This is a genomic window from Klebsiella sp. CN_Kp091 (assembly GCF_040065095.1).
Classification (GTDB): Bacteria; Pseudomonadota; Gammaproteobacteria; order Enterobacterales; family Enterobacteriaceae; genus Klebsiella; species Klebsiella aerogenes.
This window is the reverse complement of the sequence record NZ_JBEAIO010000004.1, coordinates 237,385-254,920: the sequence shown is the minus strand read 5'-3', so window position 1 is coordinate 254,920 and position 17,536 is coordinate 237,385. Positions and strand designations below refer to the sequence as shown.

Here is a 17,536-nt window from a genome sequence, read left to right as displayed (position 1 = left end):
GATAAGGCGTAGCCGCCATCCGGGAAGGTTTCCCCGGCTCGCGCTGCGCTCAGCCGGGCTACGGGTACGCATCGTTGGGTAGCCCGGATAAGGCGTAGCCGCTATCCGGGAAGGTTTCCCCGGCAAGCGCAGCGCCACCGGGCAATAGACATCTACGGATTAATTACCACCCGCCAGTTCGAGGAAGCTACCCGTCACATACGACGCTTTGTCGCTCAGCAGCCAGGCAATGGCCTGAGCGACCTCTTCCGGCTGACCGCCGCGCTGCATCGGTAGCGAACTTTTCACCCGGTCCACGCGTCCCGGTTCGCCGCCGGAGGCGTGCATCTCGGTATAAATCAGCCCCGGACGCACGCCGTTTACCCGAATCCCCTGCGCCGCCACTTCCAGCGCCAGCCCGGTCGTCAGGGTATCTACCGCCCCTTTCGACGCGGCATAGTCAACGTACTCTCCCGGCGCGCCAAGGCGCGAGGCCGCCGACGAAACGTTAACTATCGCCCCGCCCTTGCCGCCATGCCGATGCGACATGCGCTTGACCGCCTCGCGACAGCAAAGAAAGTATCCGGTGACGTTGGTGGCCAGCACGCGGTTAATACGCTCGGCGCTCAGGCTCTCCACCGTACATTGGGTAAACAGGATCCCGGCGTTGTTGACCAACGCCGTCAGCGGTTCGCCCATGCGGTCAACCGCCTCAAACATCGCCATCACCTGCGCTTCATCGCTGATATCCGCCCGCAGCGCCGTGGCTTTGCCGCCAGATTCAACAATGGTATTGACCACTTCGGTGGCGGCTTTAATGTTGTGATGATAATTAACCGCGACGGTATACCCTTCCTGCGCCAGCAGCAGCGCCGTCGCCCGGCCTATGCCGCGGCTCGCGCCGCTAATCAGAGCTATCGCCATACCTTTCCTCCAAAAAATAAAGGCGCCGCAGCGCCTTTAAAAGTTTAGCTAATTCACCACTTACTGGTATTCGCTCATCGGGACGCAGGAGCAGAACAGGTTACGGTCGCCATACACGTCATCCAGGCGTTTTACTGTCGGCCAGTACTTGTTGTGCAACCCAGCCGGGAATACCGCCAGCTCGCGGCTGTACGGATGGTTCCACTCGCCAACCAGCTCGCCCTGGGTGTGCGGCGCGTTCACCAGCGGGTTATCTTCCAGCGGCCATTCACCGGCTTTAACGCGATCGATTTCCGCGCGGATCGCCAGCATGGCGTCAATAAAGCGGTCCAGCTCTACCTTGCTTTCCGATTCTGTCGGCTCAACCATCAGCGTCCCGGCAACCGGGAAGGACATGGTCGGCGCATGGAAACCGAAGTCGATCAGGCGCTTAGCAATATCCAACTCGCTTATGCCGGTCTCTTCTTTCAGCGGACGAATATCGAGAATACATTCGTGCGCCACGCGACCATCGCGGCCGGTATACAGCACCGGGTAGGCATCTTTCAGCCGGGTAGCGATATAGTTAGCGTTGAGAATCGCGTTCTGGCTCGCCTGCTTCAGCCCTTCCGCGCCCATCATGCGGATATACATCCAACTGATCGGCAGAATGGAAGCGCTGCCGAACGGCGCGGCGGAAACCGCGCCCTGACGGGTCAGCATGCCTTCAATCTGTACCACGCTGTGGCCCGGTACAAACGGCGCCAGGTGCGCTTTCACGCCGATAGGGCCCATACCCGGACCGCCGCCGCCGTGCGGAATGCAGAAGGTTTTATGCAGGTTGAGGTGCGAAACGTCAGCGCCGATAAAGCCCGGAGAAGTGATCCCGACCTGGGCGTTCATGTTGGCGCCATCGAGGTAAACCTGACCGCCAAACTGATGCACTATCTCGCACACTTCACGGATGGTCTCTTCATACACGCCGTGGGTCGACGGATAGGTGACCATGATGCAGGAGAGATTCGCCCCCGCCTGCTCTGCTTTTTCACGCAGATCGGCAAGATCGATGTTGCCGTTTTTGTCGCAGGCAACGACCACCACCTGCATACCCGCCATCTGCGCGGAAGCCGGGTTGGTGCCGTGCGCGGAGCTTGGGATCAGGCAGATATCGCGATGGCCTTCGTTGCGGCTCTCGTGATAGTGGCGAATCGCCAGCAGGCCAGCATACTCGCCCTGCGCGCCGGAGTTCGGCTGCATACAGACGGCGTCATAGCCGGTCAATTTAACCAGCCAGTCAGAAAGCTGGGCAATCATCTGATGATAACCTTCCGCCTGCTCGACCGGGCAGAACGGGTGCAGCTCGGCAAATTCCGGCCAGGTGATCGGGATCATCTCCGCCGCGGCGTTCAGTTTCATGGTACAGGATCCCAGAGGGATCATCGCCTGGTTCAGCGCCAGATCTTTACGCTCCAGCGCGTGCATGTAGCGCATCATCTCGGTTTCGCTATGGTAGCGGTTAAACACCGGATGGGTGAGGATCGCATCGTCGCGCAGCATCGCCGCCGGGATCGAACGGCTATCCAGCGCCACGTCTTTATCCAGGGTATCGATATCCAGACCGTGATCGTCGCCGACGATGGCGCGGAACAGGTTCAGCACATCTTCGCGGGTGGTCGCTTCATCGAGCGTAATGCCAACCGCGCCGTGAATATCGCTACGCAGGTTAATCTGCAGCGCTTCGGCACGCGCCAGCACCGCGGCTTTATCCGCCACTTCGACGCAAAGGGTGTCGAAGTAGTGCGCATGGCGCAGCTTCAGCCCTTTCTTCTGCAGGCCGTCGGCCAGAATGTCGGTCAGGCGATGAATGCGGCCAGCGATACGTTTCAGGCCCGCCGGGCCGTGGAAAACCGCGTACAGGCTGGCGATGTTGGCCAGCAGGACCTGCGAGGTACAAATGTTGGAGTTCGCTTTCTCGCGGCGGATGTGCTGCTCGCGAGTCTGCATCGCCATGCGCAGCGCGGTATTACCCGCCGCATCTTTCGATACGCCGATAATACGGCCCGGCATGGAGCGTTTGAATTCATCTTTCGCCGCGAAGAAGGCCGCGTGCGGGCCGCCATAGCCCATCGGCACGCCGAAACGTTGGGCGGAACCGAAGACAATATCGGCGCCCTGCTTGCCCGGCGCCGTCAGCAGCACCAGCGCCATAAAGTCAGCGGCGACGCTGACAATCACTTTGCGCGCTTTCAGCTCGGCGATAAGTTTACTGTAATCGTGGATTTCACCGGTGGTGCCAACCTGCTGCAGCAGCACGCCAAAGACATCCTGGTGATCGAGCACTTTGTCGGCGTCATCGACAATCACGTCGAAGCCGAAAGTTTCCGCGCGGGTGCGAACCACGTCCAGGGTTTGCGGATGGACGTCGGCGGCAACGAAGAAACGGTTGGCGTTCTTCAGTTTACTGACGCGTTTGGCCATCGCCATCGCTTCGGCGGCGGCGGTGGCTTCATCAAGCAGCGAAGCGGAAGCGATATCCAACCCGGTCAGATCCAGAGTGACCTGCTGGAAGTTGAGCAGCGATTCCAGACGGCCCTGGGATACTTCCGGCTGGTAAGGGGTGTAGGCGGTATACCAACCCGGGTTTTCCAGCATGTTGCGCTGAATGACTGGCGGCAGCTGCACGGCGGTGTAACCCATGCCGATGTAAGACTTGAAGCGCTTGTTGCGACCGGCGATCGCCTTCAGCTCCGCCAGCGCGGCAAATTCGGTAGTCGCGTCTCCCACCTGCGGTGGGGTCGCCAGCTGGATATCCTGCGGCACAATCTGGCCAATCAGGGCGTTAAGCGAATCCGCGCCGACGGTCTTCAGCATCTCTTGCTGCTGCTGAGCGTCCGAGCCAATGTGACGTTCAATAAAGGCGTCGCGGTTTTCAAGCTGACTTAAAGTCTGAGTCATGAGCGATGGTTCCTGAAACGTGCGGTGAATGTGTTTTCTCCCTCTCCTTTTGGGAGAGGGCTGGGGTGAGGGTATTATCGGTTCCCCTCACCCTTCCCTCTCCCCACAGGGGAGAGGGTAAAGGCTTACTCGTCTTCTAACAGAGCTTCATAGGCGGTCGCATCCAGCAGCGCGGCAACCTGCGCTTCGTCGCTGGCTTTGATTTTGAAGATCCAGCCGTCGGTATACGGGTCGCTGTTGACCAGTTCCGGAGAGTCGTTCAGCTCTTCGTTGACGGCAACGATTTCACCGCTAATCGGCGCGTAGATATCGGAAGCCGCTTTCACGGATTCGGCAACGGCGCAATCGGCGCCCGCTTCAACGGTGGCGCCCACTTCCGGCAGGTCAACGAAAACCATGTCGCCAAGCAGCTCCTGCGCGTGCTCGGTGATCCCAACGGTATAGGTGCCGTCCGCTTCTTTACGCAGCCACTCGTGTTCTTTGCTGTATTTCAGTTCTGCTGGTACGTTGCTCATCAATTCATCTCCAAAAAAGGGAAATCACACAATGGCTTTGCCATTGCGTACAAAACCAGGTTTAGTCACTTTTACCGGCATTTCACGGTTACGAATTTGCACCACCGCGGTGTCGCCAATCCCGGCCGGCACGCGAGCCAGCGCGATGCTGTAGCCCAGCGTCGGCGAGAAGGTGCCGCTGGTGATAATGCCTTCTTTTTGATTACCGTCGCTATCGGTAAAACGTACCGGCAGGCCGCCGCGCAGGACGCCTTTCTCGGTCATCACCAGGCCAACCAACTGCTCGGTGCCTTTTTCGCGCTGCATTTCCAGCGCTTCGCGGCCGATGAAGTTACGATCGGCGGGCTCCCAGGCGATAGTCCAGCCCATGTTCGCCGCCAGCGGCGAGACGCCTTCATCCATCTCCTGGCCATACAGGTTCATCCCGGCTTCCAGGCGCAGGGTGTCGCGCGCGCCAAGACCACACGGCTTAACGCCGGCGTCCAGCAGACCGCGCCAGAAATCCGCCGCCTGCTCGTTCGGCATAGCGATTTCATAACCCGCTTCGCCGGTATAACCGGTGGTGGCGATAAACAGGTCGCCGGCCTGTACGCCGAAGAACGGCTTCATGCCTTCCACGGCCTGGCGCTGAGCGTCGGTGAACAACGTCGCCGCCTTCGCTTTCGCCTGCGGACCCTGCACCGCGATCAGCGACAGATCGTCACGAACGGTAATTTCAAGACCGTAAGGTTCGGCTTGTTCGGAAATCCAGGCGAGGTCTTTTTCACGAGTGGCGGAGTTAACAACGAGGCGGAAATAATCTTCAGAAAGGAAATAAACAATCAGGTCATCGATGACGCCAGCGGAAGCGGTTAGCATGCCGGTGTAGAGCGCTTTGCCTGGCGTGGTAAGCTTCGCCACATCGTTTGCCAGCAAATAGCGCAAGAACTCTCTGATCCGGCTGCCGTGGAAATCGACGATGGTCATATGCGACACATCGAACATCCCTGCATCGCCGCGCACCGCGTGGTGCTCATCAATCTGGGACCCGTAATGCAGCGGCATCATCCAGCCATGGAAATCCACCATGCGAGCGCCGCACAGCGTGTGTTGTTCATACAACGGAGTCTGTTGAGCCATCTTTTCCTCATCGAATAAAACGGAACCAGCCACGATATTGTCGGCGATTTTGCGCCACGAAATCCGGCGACGGCACCGCTTACGGACGCCGACGCAAACGTTCTCTTTTGCCTGAACTTACCACCGAACCCGGTGCTAAACCATAAGGTAAATCAGGACATCACATTAGCTTATGACCAAAGCGCGCCGAAAAGCCTACAGAGTTATTGACTGGAAAAAAGCGATTTATGCCACATAAAATTAACATAATGAGCAAACCAGTCAGGTGATGATGGTGTTTTATGCGATTTTATGGGCCTAATTTCTTTAACAAAAAAAAGAGCGCATTAATAAAACTAATGCGAAAAAAGAGGTGAAATTAGAATATTTCAAATGAGGGAGAAAACCCGGCGCGCAGGCCGGGTAAAAGAAGTGTGACGGGGTTAACGTAACCAGGCGGGGAGATCGTTGAGGCCCATCGCCTGACGAATCAGCTGCGGTTTTACGCCAGGCAGCGAATCGGCCAGTTTGAGCCCCATGTCGCGGAGGAATTTCTTCGCCGGATGGCTGCCGGAGAACATTTCGCGGAATCCCTGCATACCCGCCAGCATCAGCGCGGCGCTATGCTTGCGGCTGCGCTCATAGCGGCGCAGGTACAAATGCTGACCGATATCTTTACCCTGCGCGTGCAGGCGCTTCAGCTCGTCGATAAGCTCGGCGGCGTCCATAAAGCCAAGGTTTACCCCCTGCCCGGCCAGCGGATGAATAGTGTGGGCGGCATCGCCAACCAGCGCCAGACGATGGGCGGCGAACTGACGCGCGTAGCGTCCGGTCAGCGGGAAAACCTGCCGTTCGCTTTCAAGCTGGCAAAGGCCAAGGCGATTATCAAAAGCGATGTTCAGCGCCTGATTAAACGCGGCTGCATCGGCCTGCTGCATCCGCTGCGCCTCTTCCGGCGACAGCGACCAGACGATCGAGCACAGATGCGGATCGCTAAGCGGCAGGAAGGCCAGAATGCCTTCACCGTGGAACGCCTGACGCGCCACCGCCTGATGCGGCTCGGAGGTACGTATCGTCGCCACCAGCGCATGATGGCGATAGTCCCAGAAGGTCAGCGGAATATCGGCTTTATTGCGCAGCCACGAATTGGCGCCATCGGCGCCGACCACCAGCCGCGCGGTCAACATGCTTCCGTCCTGCAGGCTCAGGAAGGCTTCGTTTTCGCCCCACGCCACCTGCTGCAGCTGCGCGGGCGCCAGCAGGGTGACGTCAGCGCAGCGCTGCGCTTTTTGCCACAGCGCGTGATGCACCACGGCATTTTCAATAATATGGCCCAGATGGCTAAAGCCCATGCTCTGGTCATCGAAGCTAATGCGGCCAAAGCTATCTTTGTCCCACACTTCCATGCCGTGATAGCAACTGGCGCGCTGGGAGATGATCTCACTCCAGACATCCAGTTTAGTCAGCAGCTTTTCGCTGGCGGCATTGATTGCCGAAACGCGCAGCGCCGGCGGCGCATCGGCGTCAAGAGGCTGCGGCGCCGCTTGTTCCAGCACCGCGACGCGCAGGCCGCTGCCCTGTAAACCACAGGCCACCGCCAGTCCCACCATTCCGCCGCCAACAATGGCAACATCAACACTTTGCACGTTCTACTCCTTAACGGGGAACCCAACCGAGGGTACGCTGCGCCAGCGCATCGCGCGCCGGGGTAAATAATTCCATCGCCATCAGCCCGACGTTGCGCCCCGCCACCAGCGGCGCCCAACGGTTGGCAAAGAGATGCACCAGCCCATCGGTCACGCCGATGGTGGCGGCTTTATCATCCGCTCGCCGCGCCTGGTAGCGGCACAGCAGAGAATAATTGCCCACATCCTCGCCGACCGCGTGGGCGTCGGCAAGCAGTTCAGCCAGGCTCATCACGTCGCGCAGGCCGAGATTAAAGCCCTGCCCGGCGATCGGGTGCAATGTCTGCGCCGCGTTGCCGACCAGCGCCAGACGGTGCGACACCGAACGGATAGCGGTAGTTAACGCCAGCGGATAGACGCTACGCTTACCGGCATGGGTAATGCGCCCCAGCCGCCAGCCGAACGCCTGCTGCAATTGCTGGCAAAAACGTTCGTCAGACCAGCTCAGCACCTCGTCGCGCCGCGACTGCGGATGGCACCACACCAGCGAACAGCGCCCTTGCGACATCGGCAGCATCGCCAGCGGACCATGCTCGGTAAAGCGCTCGAAGGCGCGGCCTTCGTGCGGCAACGCGGTGCTAACATTGGCGATAATCGCCAGTTGCTCATAGGGCTGCTGCTGCCAGCTAATGCCGCAGCGCGCGCCCAGCGACGAACGCGAACCATCTGCCGCCACCAGCAGCTTACCGTTGATGGTTTCGCCGCTATCAAGGGTGAGGCTGACGCTGTCCTGGCTGCGGTTGACCGCTTCCACTTTCGCCGGACAGTGCAGGGTGACGCCCGGCGCCTCGCGCAGCAGGCTAAACAGCCGCTGGCCGACATCGTGGAGTTCAACCACCTGCCCCAGCGCCGACAGGCCGTAATCGGCCGCCGCCAGGTTTACAAAACCAGCATGGCCGCGGTCGCTGACGTGTACCCGCTGGATAGGCGTCGCTCGTTTAGCAAGGTTCTGCCAGATACCGATGCGCGCCAGCTGCTGGCAGGTGCCCGCAGCGAGGGCGATCGCCCGATCGTCAAAACCTGGGTGCCGTGACGACGCCGGATCCTGCGCTTCAATCAGATGAACCGGCAGCGCACCGCCGGTCAAACGGGAGATGGCCAGCGCGAGCGTCGCGCCGGTCATCCCGCCGCCGACAATCAGCACGCTCATGACTGGCGCGCCGCCGCCATCAGCGCCTCGATCTCATCCGCCTTCTTCACCACGCTGGCGGTGAGATTTTCGTTGCCATCTTCGGTAATCACGATGTCATCTTCAATACGAATGCCGATGCCGCGATACTGCGCCGGTACGTCGGCGTCGGCGGCGATATACAGCCCCGGCTCGACGGTCAGCACCATTCCCGGTTCCAGCACGCGCGAACGGTCGGTGTCGTAATTACCGACATCGTGCACATCCAGACCCAACCAGTGGCTCAGGCCATGCATAAAGTACGGGCGGTGGGCGTTGTTGGCGATAAGCTCGTCAATCTCGCCTTTCAGGATCCCCAGCCGCATCAGGCCGGTAATCATAATGCGCACCACTTCCTGATTGACCTCATAAATGGAGGTACCCGGACGATACAGCTCCAGCGCGGTTTCCAACGATTCCAGCACGATGTCGTAGATTTCACGCTGCGGTTTAGTGAATTTACCGTTAACCGGGAAGGTACGGGTGATATCGCCCGCATAGCCGCGGTATTCACAGCCGGCGTCAATCAGCACTAAATCGCCATCACGCAGTTCGGATTCGTTTTCGGTGTAGTGCAGGATGCAGGCGTTTTCGCCGCCGCCAACGATGGTGTTATAAGACGGGAAACGCGCGCCGTGGCGGTTGAATTCGTGGAGAATTTCGCCTTCCAGCTGATATTCGAACATCCCCGGGCGGCATTTTTCCATCGCCCGGGTATGGGCAAGGGCGGAAATTTCGCCGGCCCGGCGCATTACTTCCAGCTCTTCCGCGGATTTAAACAGGCGCATTTCATGCACCACAGGCCGCCAGTCGATGACGGAGTTCGGTGCCTGCAGGTTCTGACGTGAACCTTTACGCAGTTTTTCGAGGGCGTTAAACACAATTTCATCGGCATAGGCATATTCGCCCTGGGCAAAATAGATAGCGTCCAGGCCGTTGAGCAGTTGATACAGCTGCTGGTTGATTTCGCTAAACGCCAGCGCGCGATCGACGCCGAGTTTGCCCGGCGCGGCATCCTGCCCCAGACGGCGGCCAAACCAGATTTCCGCCGTCAGATCACGAACGCGGTTAAACAGCACGCTATGATTGTGCGTTTCATCGCTTTTGATCAGCACCAGCAGCGCTTCCGGTTCGTTGAAGCCGGTGAAGTACCAAAAATCGCTGTTCTGCCGGTAGGGATATTCCGAATCTGCGCTGCGTACCGCTTCCGGCGCGGCAAAAATCAGCGCCGCGCTGCCCGGCTGCATCTGCGCCAATAATGCCTGGCGACGAGAAAGAAACTCCTGCTGTGTCATGACGCCCCCTGAATGTCGTTTTTATTTAGTGTAACGTTGGCTTGCGTACTTCCGGTGCGGTTGGCTGCTGGCGCGCGAAGGTATCGTGGCACAGTAACGCGGCGACGCGTACGTACTCGATAATCTCTTCGAGAGACATCTCCAGCTCTTCCTGGTCTTCATCTTCGTCGTAGCCGAGTTGCGCAATGTTACGCAGATCATCGATGGCTTCGCCGGTCTCATCCTTCACTTTATCCAGCTTCGGCTGGGTCACGCCAAGGCCGAGCAGGAAATGGTTAACCCAGCCCGCCAGCGCGTCGGCGCGGTCGAAAACGCTGACGTTGTCGCCTTCCGGCATATACAGCTGGAACAGAAAACCGTCATCTTCCAGCGAGTCGCTGGTGGCGGAATGCATGCTACGCAGCGCCTGGGCCAGTTCATGACCAAAGGCAAGGCCTTCGTTGGTCAGGTCATGCACCAGCGGCTGCCAGCTGCTGTCGGTGTTGCCGCCGCAGAGGATGCCGCTTATCAAACCGTGCATTTCGGCCGGGGTTAATCCCACCCCTTGTTGGTTCAGTAACTGGTCTACATCGTTGTAACCAGGCATTTCGTTCTGTATAGACATGCGCATTCGTCATCGTTGGGAGGAATATTCATGATATGCTACCACTTTGGACCCTGGTGAACCAGAAAAGGGCTTGTGTCCCCGCACCAGGGTAGCTATAGTGTCGCCCCTTCGCAGAACCGGGCTCGGATGTGAAGGCAGCGCAGTCAATCAGCAGGAAGGTGGCATGTCTGCACAACCCGTAGATCTCCAAATTTTTGGCCGTTCACTGCGAGTGAATTGCCCGCCTGAACAAAGGGATGCCCTGAATCAGGCAGCTGAAGACCTTAATCAGCGGTTGCAAGATTTAAAAGAACGCACTAGAGTCACAAATACTGAGCAGCTGGTCTTCATCGCCGCGTTGAACATCAGCTATGAGTTGACTCAGGAAAAAGCGAAGACCCGCGACTACGCCTCCAGTATGGAACAGCGCATTCGCATGCTTCAGCAGACCATCGAACAGGCATTGCTTGAGCAAGGTCGCATAAGCGAAAGACCGGGGTCGAAGTTTGAATAACACTTTGTCGTTAACTGTGTTAGAGTAATCGCAAGAACAAAATTTCTCTGAGATGTTTGCAAGCGGGCCAGTCCCCTGAGCCGATATTTCATACCACAAGAATGTGGCGCTCCACGGTTGGTGAGCATGCTCGGTTCGCCCGAGAAGCCTTAAAACTGTGACGACGCATTCACCTTGAACCAAGGGTTCAAGGGTTACAGCCTGCGGCGGCATCTCGGAGATTCCCTTCTTAAGTTCGCATTATCCCCTCAACGTTGTTTTCGGCCTGTGCCGCCCTGTATTACACTTTTCCGTATCGTTTCGCCTGCTCGTAATGAGACCAGCATGACTATACAGCCCGATATCCCGCTCTCCAGACAGCAAATTCGCCAGCAGATCCGCGAGCGTAGACGCGCGCTTAGCGCCGAACAGCAGCAGCGCTTCGCCCTGCAGGCCGCTGAGCGAATGATGGCGTATCCGCCCGTCGTTCTCGCTCATACCGTAGCGCTGTTCCTCTCCTTCGACGGCGAACTGGACACCCAACCGCTGATCGAGCAATTGTGGCGGGCGGGCAAGCGGGTTTATCTGCCGGTACTGCATCCGTTTAGCCCCGGTAATCTGCTGTTTTTGCATTACCATCCGCAAAGCCAGCTGATTTTCAATCGCCTGAAGATTTACGAACCAAAGCTCGACGTGCGCGACGTCCTGCCGCTTGCCGAGCTCGATGTGCTGATTACCCCGCTGGTCGCCTTCGATGCCAGCGGTCAACGTCTGGGGATGGGCGGCGGCTTCTACGATCGTACCTTACAGAACTGGCGGCAGTATCGCCTGCAGCCGGTAGGCTACGCCCACGACTGCCAGCAGGTGGATACCCTGCCGAGCGAACAGTGGGATGTCCCGCTGCCGGCGGTGATTACGCCAGGCAAAACCTGGCGCTGGTAGAGTGTTGTGCGGGTTCGAGAATTACGCTAGGAAGGCGTTAAAAAAATACGGGCAGGTATGCGACCTGCCCGTGAGGCAACAACAAATTAGTACAGCAGACGGGCGCGGATGGTGCCCGGGATCGCTTTCATCGCCAGCAGCGCCTGCTGCGCGACGTCGCCGTCGGCTTCGATATCAATCACCACGTAACCCATCTGCGGGGTGGTCTGCAGATACTGGGCGGCGATGTTGATGTTCTGCGCGGCGAAAATTTGGTTAAGCGCCGTCAGGATGCCTGGGCGGTTTTCATGAATATGCAGCAGACGGCGCCCGCCGTGCAGCGGCAGAGAAACCTCCGGGAAGTTCACCGCCGACAGCGTAGAACCGTTATCGGAATACTTCGCCAGCTTGCCAGCCACTTCCAGACCAATGTTTTCCTGCGCTTCCTGAGTTGAGCCGCCGATATGCGGCGTCAGGATCACGTTATCGAATTCGCATAGCGGAGAGTTAAACGGATCGCTGTTGGTCGCCGGCTCCGTCGGGAAGACGTCAATGGCCGCACCGGCCAGGTGCTTACGCGACAGCGCATCGCACAGCGCCGGGATATCCACCACCGTGCCGCGAGAGGCGTTGATCAGCAGCGCGCCCGGTTTCATCAGCGCCAGCTCTTCCGGGCCCATCATGTTTTTGGTGGAGGCGTTTTCCGGCACGTGCAGACTAACGACATCGCTCATGTTCAGCAGGTCGGAGAGGTGCTGAATCTGCGTGGCGTTGCCCAGCGGCAGTTTGTTTTCGATATCATAAAAATAGACGTGCATCCCCAGCGATTCCGCCAGAATGCCGAGCTGGGTGCCGATATGGCCGTAACCGATAATCCCCAGTTTTTTGCCGCGCGCTTCAAAGCTGCCTACCGCCTGCTTATTCCACACGCCGCGATGCGCCTTGGCGTTAGCTTCCGGCACGCCGCGCAGCATCAGCAGCAGCTCGCCGATGACCAGCTCAGCCACCGAACGGGTGTTCGAGAACGGGGCGTTAAATACCGGGATACCGCGCTTCGCCGCCGCATCCAGATCGACCTGGTTGGTGCCGATACAGAAGCAGCCCACCGCCACCAGTTTTTCCGCCGCGGCGAAGATCTCTTCAGTCAGATGAGTACGGGAACGCAGGCCGATAAAATGGGCATCACGGATCGACGCTTTCAGCTCTTCAGTATCCAGCGCGCCTTTGTGAAATTCGATGTTGGTGTAACCTGCCGCACGAAGGTTATCGATTGCTTTCTGATGCACGCCTTCAACTAGCAGAAATTTAATCTTGTCTTTTTCCAGTGATACCTTAGCCATTTCCCCGTCCTGTTTTTATTGGTACTGATGTCGTGCTGAACAAAAACTCTTCCAGCAACATATCAAAAAAAACTATCGCGGCAATATGAACGTTTGCCTCGCCGACCTGAAGAAATATCACGTTGAAGCAAAAGACAGGACAAAACACCAGAAAGAGAATAGATGGCAGATTGTTACTCAGAAAGGTTACGTAAATGTGACACAAGTCACCAAATTAAGGCCATAGAAAAAAATTTAGGGGGAAGCGCGAAACTTCCCCCCGATCGTCTTATTTACTGACGATGGTCTTCACGCCGTCGGCGGTACCGATCAGCGCCACGTCGGCGCCGCGGTTGGCGAACAAGCCGACGGTCACCACGCCCGGGATACCGTTAATGGCGTTTTCCAGCGCGATAGCGTCCAGGATTTCCAGGCCGTGTACATCGAGGATCACGTTGCCGTTATCCGTCACCACGCCCTGACGATATTCCGGGCGGCCGCCCAGCTTCACCAGCTGACGCGCGACGGCGCTGCGCGCCATCGGGATCACTTCCACCGGCAGCGGGAAGTTGCCGAGGATATCAACCTGCTTGGAGGCGTCGGCGATGCAGATAAACTTATCGGCAACCGAGGCGATGATCTTTTCGCGGGTCAGCGCCGCACCGCCGCCTTTGATCATCTGCATGTGGCCGTTAATTTCATCCGCGCCGTCAACGTAGATGCCCAGGCGGTCGACGGAGTTAAGGTCGAATACCGGGATACCGAGGCTTTTTAGCTTCTCGGTAGAGGCGTCGGAGCTGGATACCGCGCCTTCAATCTGCCCTTTCATGGTTCCCAGCGCATCAATAAAATGCGCCGCCGTGGAGCCGGTGCCGACACCCACAATGGTGCCCGGTTGTACATATTGCAGCGCTGCCCAGCCGACTGCTTTTTTCAGTTCATCCTGCGTCATGATTATCGTCCGAGATGTGAATACTTACCGCGCATTATAGAACATCGACGGATGAAATGTCCCTGCGATGGCGATCACACATCTAAGCAGACCATTTTCGTCTTTATCAAAAACAAATTTATGTCATAGTGCGGGTTAACGAAAAGTTATGGGGGTACGCCAGAATAATGAAACGACCGGACTACAGAACATTACAAGCGCTGGATGCGGTGATTAGGGAACGTGGGTTTGAGCGCGCCGCGCAGAAGCTATGCATTACACAGTCCGCCGTCTCACAGCGTATCAAACAGCTGGAAAACATGTTTGGCCAACCGCTGCTGGTGCGTACCGTACCGCCGCGCCCGACCGAGCAGGGGCAAAAACTGTTGGCTCTGCTGCGCCAGGTTGAGCTGCTGGAAGAAGAGTGGCTTGGCGATGAGCAGACCGGCTCCACGCCGCTGCTGCTGTCGTTGGCGGTCAACGCCGACAGTCTGGCGACCTGGCTGCTGCCGGCGCTGGCCAACGTGCTATCCGACTCCCCTATTCGCCTCAATCTGCAGGTTGAAGATGAAACCCGCACCCAGGAGCGCCTGCGCCGTGGGGAAGTGGTCGGCGCGGTGAGTATTCAGCCGCAGGCGCTGCCAAGCTGCCTGGTCGATCAACTCGGCGCGCTCGATTACCTGTTCGTCGCCTCGAAGGAGTTTGCGCAACGCTACTTCCCTAACGGGGTAACGCGTTCTGCGCTGCTGAAAGCGCCGGTGGTCGCCTTCGATCATCTCGACGATATGCACCAGGCGTTCCTGCAGCAAAACTTCGACCTGCCGCCGGGCAGCGTGCCCTGCCATATCGTCAACTCGTCGGAGGCCTTCGTGCAGCTGGCGCGTCAGGGCACCACCTGCTGTATGATCCCGCATCTGCAGATCGAGAAAGAGCTGAAGAGCGGCGAGCTTATCGACCTGACGCCAGGGCTGTTCCAGCGCCGGATGCTCTACTGGCACCGCTTTGCACCGGAAAGCCGCATGATGCGCCGGGTGACCGATGCGCTTATTGATTACGGCCACAAGGTGCTGCGCCAGGATTAAACGGCGGGCATAAAAAAAGCCACTTCACTGAAGTGGCTTTTTTGTCGCTGCGGCTTACTGAGCCGGTTTCGGCGCTTCCGCTGGTTTCGCCGGCGCGGCAGGCGCGGCGGCCTGTGCTGGCTGCAGTTCGAAGACCACGTCAACCTGATCATCAAACTGGATGGTCGCCTGCTCGTAGGTTTCCTGCGCGGAGACCGGCGCGGCGTCAGCCGCCTTCATCATGCGAACCATCGGGCTCGGCTGATAGTTGGAAACATGGTAACGCACGCTATAGACCGGACCCAGCTTGCTGTGGAAGCCAGCAGCCAGCTCCTGCGCCTGATGCACCGCATCATCGATAGCCGCTTTACGCGCTTTATCTTTGTAGGCATCCGGTTGCGCAACGCCCAGCGATACGGAACGAATTTCGTTCAGCCCCGCTTTCAGCGCGCCGTCCAGCAGGCCATTCAGCTTATCGAGCTGACGCAGGGTAACTTCGACGGTACGCACCGCGCGATAGCCTTTAAGGATGCTTTTCCCGTTCTGATAGTCGTAATCAGGTTGGGTACGCAGGTTCGCCGAGCTGATATCCTTTTTGGCAATGCCGCTCTTTTCAAGGAAAGAGAGATATTGCGCAACGCGATCGTCAGCCTGTTTTTTTGCCGATGCCGCATCTTTTGCCGCGACGTTAACTTCAATCGCCAGAGTGGCGATATCCGGAACCGCTGCAACGCTTGCTGTGCCTGAAGTCACAATATGCGGGCCATCCGGCAATTCACTTGCCTGCGCCGCCATAGTACTGAATCCGAGTGCTGCCGCCAGGGCTAAGACTTTTAACTTCACTGTCGTTTCTCCATCTTGCTTAGGTCGCCCATTTTAAGGACGCATGCCAGCTAGCTTAGCGCTTACGCGCGGAAAGTCCATCGGACTAAGCCTGGTTGATGAGCATCTGTATATGTTGCAGGCCATCTTTTGCCAACTGCAGGGCGATAAACCACATCACCAGCCCGACAAGCACGTTGATGATTCGCTGCGCCCGCGCGGTGCGTAAACGCGGCGCCAGCCACGCGGCCAGCAGCGCCAGGCCGAAGAACCATAAGAATGACGCGCTAATCGTCCCCAGCGCGAACCAGCGTTTGGGCTCGACTGCCAGCTGTCCGCCGAGGCTTCCAAGCACCACAAAGGTATCGAGATACACATGAGGGTTAAGCCAGGTCACCGCCAGCATGGTAACAATGATTTTCCAGCGCCCCTGCTTCATCACCTCGGCGCTGGCCAGCTCGAGATTATTGCTCATCGCCGTCTTCAGCGCGCCGAAGCCATACCATAACAGGAAAGCGACGCCGCCCCAGGTGACCAGCGCCAGCAGCCACGGCGACTGCATCAGCAGCGCGCTACCGCCGAAAATTCCGGCGCAGATCAACGCCAGATCGCTAAGCGCACACAACAGCGCAATCATTAAATGATACTGGCGGCGGATCCCCTGATTCATCACGAAAGCGTTTTGCGGCCCGAGCGGCAGGATCATCGCCGCGCCCAGCGCAAGCCCTTGAAAGTAATAAGATAGCATCGTTTAATTTTCCGGTTTCATCGTTAATGCCGGAGAATATAGCGTGTCGTCATCATTAGCGGAAATTGATAATTTTAATCATTAATAAGTAAAGCTAATGCACAAAGACAAAAAAAAGACCGGCGGTGCCGGTCTTGTGCCATAGCAGGAAAAAATTACTGCGCTTTTTCCTGCTGATTTACCATGTGTACGTCCATCTGCGGATACGGGAAGCTGATGCCGTTAGCGTCGAAATCACGCTTAATGCGCTCCAGCACGTCCCAGTAGACGTTTTGCAGGTCGCTGCTTTTGCTCCATACGCGAACCACGAAGTTTACCGAAGAGGCGCCCAGTTCATTAAGGCGAACGGTCATTTCGCGATCGCGCAGAATGCGGTCATCGGATTCGATAATCGCGGTCAGCAGTTGTTTCACCTTATCGATATCGGCATCGTAGGAGACGCCGATAATAAACTCATTACGGCGCGCCGGCTCACGGGAGAAGTTAATGATATTGCCAGCGATGATTTTGCCGTTCGGCACCACCACGATTTTGCCATCGACGGTACGCAGAGTAGTGGAGAAAATCTGCACGTTCTGCACGGTGCCCGCGATGCCGCCGAGATCGACATATTCACCGGCGCGGAACGGGCGGAACATCACCAGCAGTACGCCTGCGGCAAGGTTCGACAATGACCCCTGCAGCGCCAGACCCACGGCCAAACCGGCGGCGCCCAGCACGGCAATCACTGAGGCGGTCTGCACGCCAACGCGGCCCAGGGCGGCAATCAGCGTAAAGGCGATAATCGCGTAGCGCACCAGCGCGGAGAGAAAATCGGCGACAGTTGCGTCTATCTTACGCGCCAGCATCAGACGGTTGACGGTGTTAGAAACGATGCGCGCCACGATCATCCCGATGATCAGGATAACGATAGCGGCAACGATGTTGACGGCATAGCTCAGCAGCAACTCCTGGTTGCGCGCCAGCCAGGTCCCGGCATGGTTGATGCTATCGACAACGTTCAAATCTTCCATTTAGTAATCCTTGGGTCATATCAAAAAAAAGCAAATGAGATCAT

Annotated in this window: 16 protein-coding genes and 1 other RNA gene; 4 read left to right on the top strand and 13 right to left on the bottom strand. The window is 57.9% G+C overall.

The features are described from left to right. Positions 1-159: 159 nt before the first annotated feature. The 8 genes from ABLV17_RS04530 to ABLV17_RS04495 all read right to left on the bottom strand — a co-directional run bounded on the left by ABLV17_RS04530 (position 160) and on the right by ABLV17_RS04495 (position 10,202). Complete coding sequence (locus ABLV17_RS04530) at positions 160-903, bottom strand: SDR family oxidoreductase (protein WP_308958119.1); 744 nt, start codon at positions 901-903, stop codon at positions 160-162. Between the two features lie 60 nt (positions 904-963). Next, complete coding sequence (gene gcvP / locus ABLV17_RS04525; protein ID WP_087859757.1) at positions 964-3,837, bottom strand: aminomethyl-transferring glycine dehydrogenase; 2,874 nt, start codon at positions 3,835-3,837, stop codon at positions 964-966. A gap of 125 nt (positions 3,838-3,962) precedes the next feature. Beyond that, positions 3,963-4,352, bottom strand: a complete 390-nt coding sequence (gene gcvH / locus ABLV17_RS04520; protein ID WP_023290979.1) for a glycine cleavage system protein GcvH — start codon at positions 4,350-4,352, stop codon at positions 3,963-3,965. 24 nt (positions 4,353-4,376) lie between these two features. After that, complete coding sequence (gene gcvT, locus ABLV17_RS04515) at positions 4,377-5,471, bottom strand: glycine cleavage system aminomethyltransferase GcvT (protein WP_002916480.1); 1,095 nt, start codon at positions 5,469-5,471, stop codon at positions 4,377-4,379. Positions 5,472-5,893: 422 nt separating this feature from the next. Next, complete coding sequence (ubiI, locus tag ABLV17_RS04510) at positions 5,894-7,096, bottom strand: FAD-dependent 2-octaprenylphenol hydroxylase (protein ID WP_047044035.1); 1,203 nt, start codon at positions 7,094-7,096, stop codon at positions 5,894-5,896. A 10-nt stretch (positions 7,097-7,106) separates the two neighbouring features. Next, positions 7,107-8,285 (bottom strand): 2-octaprenyl-6-methoxyphenyl hydroxylase, encoded by a 1,179-nt coding sequence (ubiH, locus tag ABLV17_RS04505; RefSeq protein ID WP_045392014.1) that lies wholly within the window; start codon positions 8,283-8,285, stop codon positions 7,107-7,109. Next, positions 8,282-9,598, bottom strand: coding sequence for a Xaa-Pro aminopeptidase (gene pepP / locus ABLV17_RS04500; RefSeq protein WP_213293068.1), 1,317 nt, complete (start codon positions 9,596-9,598; stop codon positions 8,282-8,284). Before pepP ends, ubiH begins: the two co-directional genes overlap by 4 nt. A gap of 25 nt (positions 9,599-9,623) precedes the next feature. Next, positions 9,624-10,202, bottom strand: a complete 579-nt coding sequence (locus tag ABLV17_RS04495; RefSeq protein WP_015703432.1) for a YecA family protein — start codon at positions 10,200-10,202, stop codon at positions 9,624-9,626. 166 nt (positions 10,203-10,368) lie between these two features. Between ABLV17_RS04495 and zapA the strand changes: the two genes are divergently transcribed. From zapA to ABLV17_RS04480, 3 genes are all read left to right on the top strand, one after another. Next, entirely contained in the window at positions 10,369-10,698 is a 330-nt protein-coding gene (gene zapA / locus ABLV17_RS04490) for a cell division protein ZapA (protein WP_004205298.1), read from the top strand. A gap of 41 nt (positions 10,699-10,739) precedes the next feature. Beyond that, a non-coding RNA gene (gene ssrS, locus ABLV17_RS04485) (6S RNA) lies at positions 10,740-10,923 on the top strand. A 99-nt stretch (positions 10,924-11,022) separates the two neighbouring features. Next, positions 11,023-11,619: a 5-formyltetrahydrofolate cyclo-ligase gene (locus tag ABLV17_RS04480; protein ID WP_045392020.1), complete on the top strand. Its 597-nt coding sequence runs from the start codon at positions 11,023-11,025 to the stop codon at positions 11,617-11,619. An 86-nt stretch (positions 11,620-11,705) separates the two neighbouring features. On the opposite strand, the gene serA is transcribed toward ABLV17_RS04480, so the two are convergent. Beyond that, positions 11,706-12,938, bottom strand: coding sequence for a phosphoglycerate dehydrogenase (serA, locus tag ABLV17_RS04475; RefSeq protein ID WP_308958122.1), 1,233 nt, complete (start codon positions 12,936-12,938; stop codon positions 11,706-11,708). A 268-nt stretch (positions 12,939-13,206) separates the two neighbouring features. Then, positions 13,207-13,869, bottom strand: coding sequence for a ribose-5-phosphate isomerase RpiA (gene rpiA / locus ABLV17_RS04470; protein ID WP_045392023.1), 663 nt, complete (start codon positions 13,867-13,869; stop codon positions 13,207-13,209). A gap of 167 nt (positions 13,870-14,036) precedes the next feature. On the opposite strand from rpiA, the gene argP reads away from it, so the two are divergent. Next, positions 14,037-14,930: a DNA-binding transcriptional regulator ArgP gene (gene argP / locus ABLV17_RS04465; protein WP_008806448.1), complete on the top strand. Its 894-nt coding sequence runs from the start codon at positions 14,037-14,039 to the stop codon at positions 14,928-14,930. A gap of 54 nt (positions 14,931-14,984) precedes the next feature. On the opposite strand, the gene ABLV17_RS04460 is transcribed toward argP, so the two are convergent. The 3 genes from ABLV17_RS04460 to ABLV17_RS04450 form a co-directional block, all read right to left on the bottom strand. After that, a complete protein-coding gene (locus ABLV17_RS04460) occupies positions 14,985-15,752 on the bottom strand; it encodes an oxidative stress defense protein (protein WP_015369771.1) in 768 nt (255 codons plus the stop codon). Positions 15,753-15,837: 85 nt separating this feature from the next. Then, entirely contained in the window at positions 15,838-16,479 is a 642-nt protein-coding gene (gene argO, locus ABLV17_RS04455) for an arginine exporter ArgO (protein ID WP_015703435.1), read from the bottom strand. A 155-nt stretch (positions 16,480-16,634) separates the two neighbouring features. Beyond that, a complete protein-coding gene (locus ABLV17_RS04450) occupies positions 16,635-17,492 on the bottom strand; it encodes a small-conductance mechanosensitive channel MscS (protein ID WP_015369769.1) in 858 nt (285 codons plus the stop codon). Positions 17,493-17,536: the final 44 nt, after the last annotated feature.